Here is a 12,702-nt window from a genome sequence, read left to right as displayed (position 1 = left end):
TTTAATCTTGGGGTCTAATATTTGTTAATTGTAATAGATACAGCGCTTTTCGATTTTATGAGGTACGTTTTGATCCACCCCAACCCCCCCTTTTTTAAGGGGGGCATTAGAAGTTCGCCTTTCTAAGGGGTATTTTCCGCAAGCGGACATGAAAGGGGGATTTTTCTTACTGTTGTGGTTTTCCCTAAGAACTGACGGGTTGGGTAACATTCAAACCTGCTAAGGCTTGATTGTATTCTTCCAATTCAACTTTCACGGGTTTAACCCCCCAAATTTGCTGGCAATATTCGCTAATCGTACGATCGCTAGAAAACTTGCCCATACGGATCGAATTGAGAATAGACATCTTCGTCCAACTCTCCTGATCGGCATAAGCACGATCCACTTTGTCTTGACAATCAATGTAATCCTGATAGTCAGCAAACAGCATATAGGGGTCGTTGTACATTAGGGAGTCTACCAAAGGCTTGAACATATTGCGATCGCCGTGGGAGAAAAATCCAGAGGCGATGCGATCGATGGTTTGCTTGAGTTCGGCATTTTGTTCATAATACTCCCAAGGCTTATACCCTTGTTGTTTGAGTGCTGCCACCTCATGAGCGGTTAAGCCAAACAGGAAGAAATTCTCTGCACCAGCTTCTTCCCGGATTTCAATATTGGCTCCATCTAACGTACCAATGGTGAGAGCACCATTCATGGAAAACTTCATATTGCCGGTTCCGGAGGCTTCTTTACCCGCAGTGGAAACTTGCTCAGATAAATCGGCACAGGGATAAATTCTCTGCCCTAAAGACGCATTAAAGTTAGCTAAGAAAACAACATTAATTCGACCCCGCACATCCGGGTCTTTATTCACGACTTCAGCCACTGAGTTAACCAATTTAATGATTAATTTGGCCATAAAGTATCCCGGTGCAGCCTTCCCGCCAAAGATAAACGTCCGGGGTTGAATATTCAGATCTGGATTTTGCTTAATCCGGTTATACAGAGTGATAATATTCAACACATTCAAGTGTTGACGCTTATACTCATGAATCCGCTTCACTTGAATGTCAAACAAGGAATGGGGATCGACTTCTAAACCATTGTGAGCGGCAATATAATCAGCCATTAACTGTTTATTATGCTGTTTGATTGTGCGCCACTCTGCTCGAAATTCTGGATCTTCTACATAACTTTCCAATTTACGCAATTGATCCACATCTTTTAACCATCCTTCACCCAATTTACGAGTAAAGAGTTCTGACAATTTGGGGTTACTTAATAACACCCAACGGCGAGGGGTAACTCCATTGGTCTTGTTGTAGAATTTCTCAGGCCAAAGTTTGTAAAAGTCTTTGAGAGTATCCTGTTTGAGCAGTTCGGTATGTAAGGCGGCAACTCCATTAATGGCATGGGAACCCACACAGGCTAAATTCGCCATGCGGACTTTCTTTTCTCCACCTTCTTCAATTAAGGATAGGCGACTTAGGAGTCCTGAATCCTCTGGATACCAATGTTTCACATCTTCTAAGAATCGATGGTTGATTTCATAGATGATTTCCAGGTGACGGGGAAGAATGGCTTCAAATAACCCAACTGACCACCGTTCTAGGGCTTCGGGGAGCAGGGTATGGTTGGTGTAGGCAAAGGTTTTTTGAGTGATGCGCCAAGCAATATTCCAATCAAAGCCATGTTCATCAACCAATAAACGCATCATTTCGGCGATCGCCACGGCAGGGTGTGTATCATTGAGTTGGATAGCAGCCGTTTCTGGTAAATTATCTAGAGTCTTATGGCGCATCAGGTGAACGCGCACAATATCCTGGAGAGAACAGGAAACAAAGAAGAATTGTTGCTCGAGTCGCAGTTGTTTCCCTTGGGGCGTATTGTCATTGGGATAAAGAACTTTAGAGATCGTTTCAGAGCGCATTTTTTCTGAAACTGCACCATCATAGTTCCCTGCATTAAATTCACCAAAATCAAAATCATCGCTTGATTCTGCTTTCCATAACCGTAGGGGGTTTACGGTATTGGTATCATAACCGGGAACTGGCGTATCATAGGGAATTCCCATCACTCTTGTATCGGGAATCCAGCGTTTTCTCGGCCGTCCTTTTTCATCACTATAGATTTCGGTATGGCCACCAAATTTAACTTCTACCGCTTGATCGGGACGAGCAATTTCCCAAGGATTACCTAGACGTAACCATTTATCAGGAATTTCCGCTTGCCATCCATCCTGAATAATCTGATGGAAAATTCCAAATTCATAGCGAATTCCATAGCCGACGGCAGGAATTTCTAGGGTTGCTAGAGAGTCGAGGAAGCAAGCTGCTAATCGACCTAAACCGCCATTTCCCAAACCTGGATCGGGTTCATGTTCTAGGATTTCTTCGAGATCGAGACCCGATTCTTCTACGGCTTGACGGATGCGATCGTACAGGTGTAGGTTAATCAGGCTATTCCCTAAGTGCCGACCCATGAGGAACTCGGCTGAGAGATAATAAACGGTTTTTACATCGTTTTCCAAGTAGGTTTTTAGGGTTTTGAGCCAACGACTCAAGAGGCGATCGCGTAAAGTATACGCCAGAGCCATGTAGAAGTCATCTTGGGTTGCTAGCGATTCATATTTTCCTTGCAAGTAGAATAGGTTATCTGCAAAAGCGCGTTTGAGAGTCTCTACACTCATTCCTGTCCGGTCATCTTCAATTTGGATCGGACATTGGTCTTGAGGGATCATGGATTGGTTCATAAGTTCTCGCTTTTGTGAAGGTGTGCCATTCTACCGTCTATTGAAAGACGGAGAAGGAACTTTTGATGCAATTTTAAGATTTTATTTATAGCCACTGGTTTGGCAGTTCGGACTTTCCTCAACTTCACCAAACCTAGCACTCATCATCTATTGCCTATTGCCTCTTGCCTAGCGAAGTTTACCATCCCAATAGAGAAACGGCGGATTCTTTTTCCCAAGACGCTTTTAGGGCTTCTGGCAGAGCAGTTGCATTCGTCTCGGCAGGGGAATCGATGCGGGTTTCAATGCAGAAAGAGGCGGTGTTAAATCCCCCAAAACGTTTGACCGTACTGGTGCGCAGACGAATCGAGTCAGAATCATCGGCAAAGGAAAATCGCTCGATCGCGCTCATGGTTTCGTATTCGGTGATTAAGTTGAGTCCGTCTTCATCATCCATTTCATATTGTCCAGCGACGGGGACAATTTCTGCATAGCCTTTTTCCCGCAAGAGTTTCCCTTTGCGCGGATTATCTACATCCGGAACGATCACCATAACGGTGGAATCCTCATGGCCTTCGCCTTCCCGATCCCAACCCATGGTGCCATGCCATTGTACCAATGCCCCACCCGCAGCGAGTTGGCCATCAACTTCATGCATGGTGCAAATTTCTTGGACTCTTGGATCGTCTGGAGTTAAAGCGCTAACGGTGATTTCTAATTCTCCCAACTCTGCACGCCGAAAGGCCAGGTGATGGGTTGAACGCTGCGATCGCCATTTTCCTGCACTTCGCTGAAAAAATTCCATTGCATCCATCTCCATTGGCCTCCTGAATGATTTGGTAACGATTTTGACATTTTTATTTTAAACTCCCTTTGATCCTAGGCACAAGTCCCGACGTGATATGAATTTTTGTTAATATCACTACTTTTTCCTTGACAAGTTGGACAATATAATATCCATGTGCTAGATTGATGCATACATCTGCCAAAGGGAAGCTCTAACCCGTTTCCATATTCTGAAATAGTGCAGGAGGAGTGAAGATGCAAATGCCTGGAAAACTAACTCTTGAGCAACAATTCAAGATGAAAGTCTACGAAGATCAAGTTCAGGCTTTAACTCAAGAAGAAGCTCAAACTTATCTACTCGAAGTGTTGCGTCAAATGATGGTGAAAGATAACATCGTTAAGCACCTGATGAAAAATGCTTAATCAGTGAGTCAAAAATCGGGTTTCGACAAACTCCGTCTCTCCTATCATTTCTCTATGAACATACGTTGAACAAGGGGCCCCAGCCCCTTGCCTATCAAAGATCAATCAATACAAAACTTTAAGAATTTGAGATCAGATTGAGCAAGAATCAATTCAATTTTTCTCTGACTTATTGACCAGTACGAAGCACCATAAAATTTTCATTATTCCTTTCCCAACCACAAATCTTGATGTAAAGTTGAGTTTCTTCAAAATAAGCCTCTTCATAAGCCAACCGTAAAAAAATATCTAACTGATCGGCTTTTACATCGGTAGAGTTCTGATTGCCAATCGCTTTGCACAAAGCTAAGGAAAGAATTTCCACTAAGTGATGTCCACAGCATACTTGCCAAGGATTATGATCGTCACTTTTCTGAGCATTTAATCGTTCTTGTAACTCCGGAACTTTTAGGGAATGCAACTGCGAGTTATTAATCACTTCTTGAATGAAATTTTGTGAATCAATATCCAAGGTTTCATTATTGATGAATTTCTTATACTGAATCCCTTTAAATTTAAGGTTTAATTCCTCTATTTGAGAAATCCATAGCAGATATCCCAGCACAATACCAGCATCTAGTAAAGCTATCCGTACTGATTTACCCAATTTTTGAAACCGTTCTATTTTGTTTTCTGAACCTAATTCAGAAACTACTTTATCTAAAGCCCAAGATTGCAAAAGCATCGTCTCTAAATCATGGGTATCAGTACGCAACAGATTAGGACTAGAAGTTTTAGGATGTTCTAAGCGATCAAAATCGGCATCGACAATAGCTAAAACTCCTGCAAAATTATCGTTTTCCAAAATTTGTAAAACTTCTATAACTCGCTGTTTACTCGAAGGCTTACCTGAAACAATTTCGATTTTACAATTTTCATGGGTAAAACGTTGATAAAATTTCTTATCCGATCCTCCTTCAACCAATAAAAAAGAACCTGTAAACGTTTGGCGTTTAAACCGAATAGCATTGGCTTGGCGTTCAGGAGTAAGTTCATCTCTCATTATTTTGGTCTTTTGAGTTCTACTGTCCAATCCCAACGATCTTGGATGATATCGGGTGAGTGAGTTGCCATGAGAATATCTATATCTGCCAGCTTAATGATGTCTTGCAAATCCTCTAAAAACTCCGATTGCCATCCCACATGCATAGATAATTCAGGTTCATCAATTAAAACTAAAGAGTTAGGTTTAACTTTGAATAAAAGCTCATACAGCAAAACTAATTCATGCTGTTCGCCAGATGATAATTCAGTTAGATCTAAGTGTTGTCCATTGTACTCATAATATAAGGGATGATCGGATACAGTAACCACAAATCCATCCTCTTCATCAAACTGTATTTTTTTATAGGAGTATTGAAACTTATGGTTAATCACTTTTCTGAGCAGTTGTATCTTATTACTAATCTCTTGAAAAACATCCAATTTTCTCTTCACATCTTCAATGTAAATGGATAGAATATTCTGAGTATTTTGATCTATCTCTGTTACCGGGATCTGGAATTCAGTGTCTTCACCCCTATCGAGTAATCCCAATTCGATTAAATGGGAGCGCTGCTTTTCTAGAGCATCTAATTGATCCCGTAGCTCCTCTTCAGTAAACTTAGCTTCTGTTCGTTGTTTCACTAATCTAACTGGAAATGTTCTATCTAAAGATTGTGATACTGTACCATATTCAGTACGCACATCTCCAATTAATCCTGCCAATTCTTGAGAATATTCTATAATAGTCGGTTTGAGCCAAATTTCTTGATTCATATTTTCAGAATTTTTACGATAAGAAAATGATGATAATCTCTGAGATTTGATTAATTTGACATCGATTTGTTCTTGAGTTTTTTCTAACCACTCTGGTTTTTTGAGGTTTCTCAAAAACCTTTGAGGAATTCTATCTTCAAAATAATAAATAATGTCTGCAAGTGAAAAAAATTCATTAGTGGGTAAGTATAGCCATTCATTTGTATCTATCCTGTGTAATTCTGGAATAATATGTGTTAATATACTCATTAAATCTATGGTACTTTGACCTAGCTCAATAGTAGCTTGGGTATAAAAAGGATAATTTGGATCTGAAGAATGGGATATACAAGGTGTACCATCAGGATAATCGTCATTTATTTCTAGTATGACATCTAGAGTATTACCATCATCAAAATCAACCTTGAGATTGCTAAATGGAATACTATTGAAAACGGAATAATTAGAGTTAAATAATCCATCTATTAACCGGAGAATTGAGGTTTTGCCAAAACCATTGGGGCCATGAATGATGGTGATACGATCCTCTTGATTGAGAGGGATGACGTGATCGAAGACACCAAATAAGCCAGTAATAGAAATTTGTTGGATTTTCATGGTTTACTCCATAGCTTTTCCAAATTATGATATTATATTACTCCCAGTGCTGTAATTCTTGGAACCAGGCTTGGATTTGGTCGCGCCGGGTTTCAAAGGTGGCGGCGATCCAGATGAGGGAAATGCCGACTCCTAGAGCAACTAACCATTTGGAGAAAGGATAGTCGAAAATAAGAATGCCTAACTGATAGAAAATGTTGAGTAAAAAGGTGATGGTTCCCACATAGAGAAAGGCGCGGATTTTGAGGGAGAGTCCGGCGAAAATGGTGAGTAAACTGAGGGTTCCGGTGAGTGTACCGATCCATTGTTGGGCAGTAAAGGACATTAAACTGATGATGGCGGAAACTAGGGTGCGGAGATTATGGCGAAGTTTTCGGTTTTGGGCAGCGTTTAAAAGGGGATCGACTTGGATGATGTAGAGGAGAGACAAGCTGATGGTGAGGCTATACCAGAAGATTTCGGTAATAGGAATATTGAAAAACGATCGCCAGATCATCCAGTTGAGGACAGCTACGGTGAGGTAGGTAAAGCGAATTTGTTTGCTGGCGATCGCCAATCCCATATAATAAGCAGCAATAACCACTAAGCTGGCTTGGTTCAAAATAGCCGGATTCTCTAACATTGCATAGATAGGGATCGCAATCCCTGCCCCTTGCCAAGGGCGTTTTGACCATCCCCATGTTTCCCAGGGAAGGAAGTAAAGAAAGTAGGCAAATAAGGTCGCAATCGCTCCTTTCCAAGCCACTAATGGACCGCCTAAGAGTTGGGCAACAGGGGTATTTAACCAATAAATTCGCATTCCTAGGGCTTCTAAAAATCCGAAATAGACCCACAATTCTTGGGGTGAGAGGTTGCTGTTTCCCACAGGAGAGGGGGTTATAGAATGTTTGTAGCGACCTTGGCTGATGGCGTAGAGAACTAATGCTGTACCCGTGGCAAATCCTAGGGTCATTCCTTGTTCAATAGAGTTAAAAGTAGCAAGGATTAAAAGTAGGCTAGAAGTGAACCAATGGAGATGACAAATCCAGCGAAATTCTCTAGGAGTCAGTTGGAAATAGGGGCGTAAAAATTTTCCTAATAGGCGATAGGTGTAGAGGATACTACTACCTAGGGTTGCCATGAGAATCAGTCCATCACCCGTTGCACCTGGAGGTTGTAAGGACAGTTGATAAAAGAGGAGTTCGTAAGCGCACGCGGTGACTCCAGCAAGGGCAAGATAAATGAGGGGTTTAAATTTTGGCGATCGCTTGCCAATACCGAGGATAATAATCGCTAAAGCTAGGGTGGTGATTCCTGTCCAACTCGAAACTGTACCCCAACGGAAGATCGCCCCCAAAATCCCGTAAGCTAGGGGGATAATATGCCAGGCTGTGCCCAAATCATTGGATTCTGTGGGCTGTTTTGAACTCCACCAGTCGCCGAGTAATTGAGCGCATAACCCCAAAATCAGGTTAATAAGGGCAAGGTTAATGATGGGAGCGTCAAAACTTCCTAGAGTTTCGACGGCTAATAGTTCAATTGTCCATCCAATGGCGAATAATCTCCAGTTACTGATTGTGCCCAATTGGGAAAAAACAGGGGCGGGGTGACGGAGGCGTTTTTTCTGACGGTAAAGAAGGGCAATCAGGAGGAGAATTAAGCTGATGAAAATGGTGGTTTGTGGCGTGAGAGTGTTGGTGTAGACGAAGATAGAATGGAGAGTGAGCAAGATTAGGCAAAATAGGCAGAGCGCGATCGCCCATCCATGGAAGCTTTTACGATAGAGTCGAGTTAACTGGCGCTGCCATTGTGCTTTACCCAGACGTAGGTTTTTTGCTCCTATCCATAATCCTAGAACATTGACTGAGCCGACGATCCACCAGGCGGTTGAGGGAATATCAATCCAGTCGGATAAGATCACTCGCTCGGTGACTAATCCTAAGCCAACGGTCATGGCAGTCAGATAAAGTTTAGGATAATAGCGACTATGACCGATTAGGATTAGGCTGGCAACCAGTAAACTTAAACACCTAAGATCGAAAACGTTCATCGTGGGTAAAACTGCTACCATGACAGCCGAACTACTCCATCCAATAGCAGTAGGTTGGGGGGTTGGATACCAACTGCGATAGGCGGTTGCACCACTGAGGAGCATACTGGTACTGATAGAAAGATAATTAGGAGTAAGTCGTCCTTGACTTACCCAAGTGCCTTGGAGGATAAGAACTGCACCACAGAGGGCGATCGCCCAAATATCCAGCGCTCTGCTGTAATGGAAGATACTTCTGTGAAACGTATAATGACGGATTCCCCATAATCCAGAAACGGCGATCGCTCCCAGCATTAACCACAGGGTATCAATCGGAGGCGGCATTCCCGGAACGAGATCCCACACAATCAACCCTAGGGTACTTAAGGCACAACCAATGGTAATCCCAGCAGTGACGAGATTGGGGAGTTTATGGGTATTGAATGCCATGATTAGGGTGGCAACGGCTAACCCAAACACTCGCCATCCTGGAGTTTCCAACAGCAGAACTTGAGCGAAAAAAAGCATTACGATACTTAATTTAGCTGTTGCACTTTGTTGGTGGGAATGGGGTGAATAGCTAGTCAGGGTAAGGGTTGCAGGGACAATTAACCAAGTAAGATGGGTGAAGGTAAAGCTATACTGTTGCAGGGTAGCGTCAAGCAATCCATAGGCGATCGCTGCTAACCCAAATCCGATTAACCAAGCACTTTGTTGCCAGATTTTTTCATAGGAATTAGGTTCTGGCGATAATGCTCCGCATCGCTGGCGCGATCGACGCAGCTCGGAAAACCACCATTCTATAACTGTAATTTCGAGCAAAATCAGCGCCCACGTGTTTAAAGTTAAGTCAGGGCTGGCATAATCAATTAGGCTTAAAAGTAGGGCTAATCCAGTGAAGTGATTGAGATAGACAAGCAGGTGAAAAGAATGCAGGATTTGCAGATCGTATCGTCGCTTCGTTACCCACATGACCAGAAAAATTAGGTTCGTTAAACAGAAAATCCGTAAAATAGAATTTGGGAAACTGAAGATCAGTAAGCTAATTCCCAATCCCAGGGCAACAAATTCGGAAAAATGGGCGAGTTTGGGTTTATCCTGTCGATAGAAGCGATCGCCCATGTTAACGATCCAAATTAGGTAAGGCAGTCCAATCGCACTGATGAGAGCGATCGGGTATTCTTGAGCTTGGGTAATGGCGATCGCTGTGGCTATAATTTGCCCTTGTGTGATTTGAGGAATAAAATTCCACAGCAGGATAAAAATTTGAACCACAATCAACCACAGGATTACCAGATCGCGCCGATTTTCCCAGCGATAGATGAATTTCTGATAGATTTGTGTGGCGATTAAACCAATCATGACTCCTTGCCAAGGAAGCGTCACCCAGATAGAGACAAACCAGGCAACAAAGAGGATTGTTAAACCCAGGCGATTGATCGGTTTATGGTATTGAGAACGACGGGTAAAGGCAAGCCAAATGGCAAAAGTTCCACAGAGCGCGATCGCTAATCCTAAATGGGGCAAAAGAACTCCTTGCACAAAAATAGCACGAAAGAGTAGAATGCCAATGGCATAAAGACTAAGGCGGCTCAATTGCAGCGTTTGTTTTAACGAAAGTTCGGGATCTTGAAATTGAGTTCTATAGAAACCTAAACTGCCAATTGTCGCTAAGTAAACAGAAAAAATAGGGAAGTTAGGGATAGTCCAGCCCCAATGGAGATAGCTGACGAGGATGTAAATCAAAAAAGGGAGAGAAAATCTGTTTTTGTGTTGCCATAGAGCGCCGGAAATTATGGTTAAATAAACGGCCGATCCAACACTCACTAACGCATTAAAGGGATGACTCCATAAGCCAAAGTCATCCATTGCCCAAAAAATGACCGGGATTAAGAGCAATGTGACTAATTTTAGAGCTTGTGAGGTTAACTGTAAGTTGTCTTTTTGACTTGCTAAACGGCTAATAAACCAAAATAAAGAGGTATATCCTAACAGCACCGAATATTGCACAATCGCGGGAAAATTTTCCCATTGACTTGCGGCAAATACGCCAGAAGAGAGAACGACTAGAAATAAACCTAAGAATAACAACCACCGCACACTTAATTCTGCTTTCAGAGAATCTAATCGTTGCCCGATCCAACTCGGTTGAGTCGTTAGTTTAGGCTTAGTCAGACTGGATGCCGAAGGTAAAACTGGCGCTGATGGTATTGGAGTTTGCTCTCCAAGCGGTGATGCGATCGCTTGCGGTTCTGGAATCGAAGAATAGAGGTAATTGCGGGCAATCTGTTTTACCCGAAAGTCATTGATTAATCCTAAGCGTAAGCCAATTTCTAATCCTTCTAAGAAGTTTGGATGATGGGTATCGACTTTTAAGCAAAGATAGACAGAATCCTCGGTTAAAATCCCCAAATCTTGCCAAAGTTTCAATCCTTCCAGTAAAGAAGTGATGGGTAAGGCTGGATCTAGCTTAATTTCAACGATCGACTCAGGAACAGGAGCCATGGTGTCATGTGCGGTTAGAATTGCATCGATTGTAACACTTCATGTCTCAAGATTTTCTGATTTGTGAACTGAGGATGCCCTCTGTCTAAATTTCTCTCCTATGGGAGAAAGGAGAAGGGGGATAAGGAGCAAGCATTTACATTTCATTTAAAAATGCCATATAACACCATAAAGTTTGGTAAGATTAATTCGGCGATCGCTAAAGAACAAGAGTATGAGGGTCATTCTATCGGAAAACCAATCGAATCGCGATCGGGTTTTACTGTCGAATATTAGTTGGAAAACGTTAGAGAAACTCGATATTGATTTAGGAGAAACAGGAGCGCGTTTAATCTATTTAGATGGATCTTTACAGATTATGTCTCCTTTGTCTGACAACCATGAAGAGCCTAAAAAAACATTGAGTCAGCTTTTGGAGCTTTATCTACGCACGAATAATATTCGGTTTTATGCACGGGGAAGTACAACCCTGGGAAGTCAAGAATTGGGAGGACGAAAGGAACCAGATGAGTCCTATTGTTTGCATCAGAGAAAGTCAATTCCAGATTTAGCGATTGAAATTGTAGTTACCACGGGTGGAATTGATACCTTGGAAGTGTATCGTCGGGTGGGAGTGCCAGAGGTGTGGTTTTGGGAAGATGGCACAATTTCTGTTTATTGTTTGCACACTAACGGCTATGAGTTGGTACAAAAGAGTCAACTTTTGCCAGAATTGGATTTGCGATCGCTAGAATTTCACTCCCGCATGGCAGATCAGTATGATGCCGTGAACGAATTTCGGCGATCGCTGGAAAAATAGGGAATAGGGAATACCAGGTTTTACTCTTTCCTTACAGAGTGGATATATCGTGTTACCTACTCCCTTGGTTTATAAGCTTGCAACACTTGTAGACTTCCTCCTCCGTAGAGGATAGGGGATTGCACCTGAAAACCAATATCCTGTAAAGTCTGTCTCAAGTCTGTTTTTAATAACTGCCAGGCGGTTTCTGTTTCAAACAGGAACAGGAACAGATATAATCCGGGGATGAAAATAGGGTTAGTGGGAGGATGAAAATCGGCGATCGCCAAAACTCCCCCCGGTTTCAATACTCGGTAGGCTTCCCGCAAGATCTCTTCGAGTTGCTCTGGGGACATTTCATGCAATGCAGCGCTTGTATGCACCAGATCAAAACGCTCATTGTCCAAAGGCATATTTTCCGCAAACCCTTCCACAAAGTTCGCTTGTGGAACATTCTGTTGCGCTCTTTTCAGGGAAAGGGGAGACGCATCTAACCCCGTCACCTTATCCGAATAAGTCACTAAAACCTGCGTCGCTTGACCGCTACCACAACAGAGATCTAGAATTTCTGTATCTGAATTAATCGTCAAATCTTTTAGAGCCAGACGACGAAACCGGTATTCTCCCCCCACCGCCAGAGCAGACACTCGCGAAATCGAATCATATAACCACTGATATTGATAACTTAACTCTCTTAAAAAGGTTGCCATAATTATCTATTTTCGTTCGATATCCCTGATTGTAAACCAATCTTGCTCTCTCCCTAAATCCCTCTCCCACTCCGAGAGGGACTTTTCTCCCCTTCTACTCTCGGAGAAGGCAATTCTTGAGTCGATTGTTTCATCTAATTTGATGCATTAGATTGTGTTTGTAGTGATTGCTTGAGCAATCTCCAGCTAGGCTTTTAAGCACTTTAGTGCTTACACCAAACAAAGCCCTATTTTAGGTGAAACAGTCCAGATGGGATGGGGGCGGGTTTAGGAGAGCGATCGGTTGGTTTTCTAGATTTAGGTATAACCCGCCCCTACAGATTATTTTCACCGAATCTATACGAAAATCTTTACTCTACAAGATGAACAGGAAAACCATATTGAA

Annotated in this window: 8 protein-coding genes; 2 read left to right on the top strand and 6 right to left on the bottom strand. The window is 42.5% G+C overall.

The window, feature by feature from the left end; translation table 11 throughout:
• Positions 1-184 precede the first annotated feature (184 nt).
• The gene (locus J7529_RS03880; RefSeq protein WP_318727906.1) at positions 185-2,734 is read right to left on the bottom strand and encodes a glycogen/starch/alpha-glucan phosphorylase; all 2,550 of its coding nucleotides are present in this window, start codon (positions 2,732-2,734) and stop codon (positions 185-187) included.
• A gap of 178 nt (positions 2,735-2,912) precedes the next feature.
• Positions 2,913-3,527 carry a phycobiliprotein lyase gene (locus tag J7529_RS03875; RefSeq protein WP_271944106.1) on the bottom strand — a complete coding sequence of 205 codons (615 nt, stop codon included), beginning with the start codon at positions 3,525-3,527 and terminating at the stop codon, positions 2,913-2,915.
• Between the two features lie 227 nt (positions 3,528-3,754).
• Here J7529_RS03875 and J7529_RS03870 point away from each other — a divergent pair, with 227 nt between their 5' ends.
• Positions 3,755-3,922 carry an NblA/ycf18 family protein gene (locus tag J7529_RS03870; protein WP_271944104.1) on the top strand — a complete coding sequence of 56 codons (168 nt, stop codon included), beginning with the start codon at positions 3,755-3,757 and terminating at the stop codon, positions 3,920-3,922.
• A gap of 169 nt (positions 3,923-4,091) precedes the next feature.
• Here the strand turns inward: J7529_RS03870 and J7529_RS03865 are convergent, their stop codons facing one another.
• The 3 genes from J7529_RS03865 to J7529_RS03855 are packed head-to-tail and all read right to left on the bottom strand — an operon-like array spanning position 4,092 to position 10,829.
• Positions 4,092-4,964, bottom strand: a complete 873-nt coding sequence (locus J7529_RS03865; protein WP_318727905.1) for a DUF4435 domain-containing protein — start codon at positions 4,962-4,964, stop codon at positions 4,092-4,094.
• Positions 4,964-6,316, bottom strand: coding sequence for an AAA family ATPase (locus tag J7529_RS03860; protein WP_318727904.1), 1,353 nt, complete (start codon positions 6,314-6,316; stop codon positions 4,964-4,966). The genes J7529_RS03865 and J7529_RS03860 overlap by 1 nt, the downstream gene beginning before the upstream one ends.
• Positions 6,317-6,353: 37 nt before the next feature.
• The gene (locus J7529_RS03855; RefSeq protein WP_318727903.1) at positions 6,354-10,829 is read right to left on the bottom strand and encodes a hypothetical protein; all 4,476 of its coding nucleotides are present in this window, start codon (positions 10,827-10,829) and stop codon (positions 6,354-6,356) included.
• A 214-nt stretch (positions 10,830-11,043) separates the two neighbouring features.
• Here J7529_RS03855 and J7529_RS03850 point away from each other — a divergent pair, with 214 nt between their 5' ends.
• Positions 11,044-11,628: a Uma2 family endonuclease gene (locus tag J7529_RS03850; protein WP_318727902.1), complete on the top strand. Its 585-nt coding sequence runs from the start codon at positions 11,044-11,046 to the stop codon at positions 11,626-11,628.
• 56 nt (positions 11,629-11,684) lie between these two features.
• On the opposite strand, the gene J7529_RS03845 is transcribed toward J7529_RS03850, so the two are convergent.
• A complete protein-coding gene (locus J7529_RS03845) occupies positions 11,685-12,317 on the bottom strand; it encodes a class I SAM-dependent methyltransferase (RefSeq protein WP_318727901.1) in 633 nt (210 codons plus the stop codon).
• Positions 12,318-12,702: the final 385 nt, after the last annotated feature.

The sequence above is a fragment of the Roseofilum sp. Guam genome, assembly GCF_017746735.1.
Classification (GTDB): Bacteria; Cyanobacteriota; Cyanobacteriia; order Cyanobacteriales; family Desertifilaceae; genus Roseofilum; species Roseofilum reptotaenium.
This window is presented reverse-complemented; position numbering and strand designations above follow the sequence as displayed.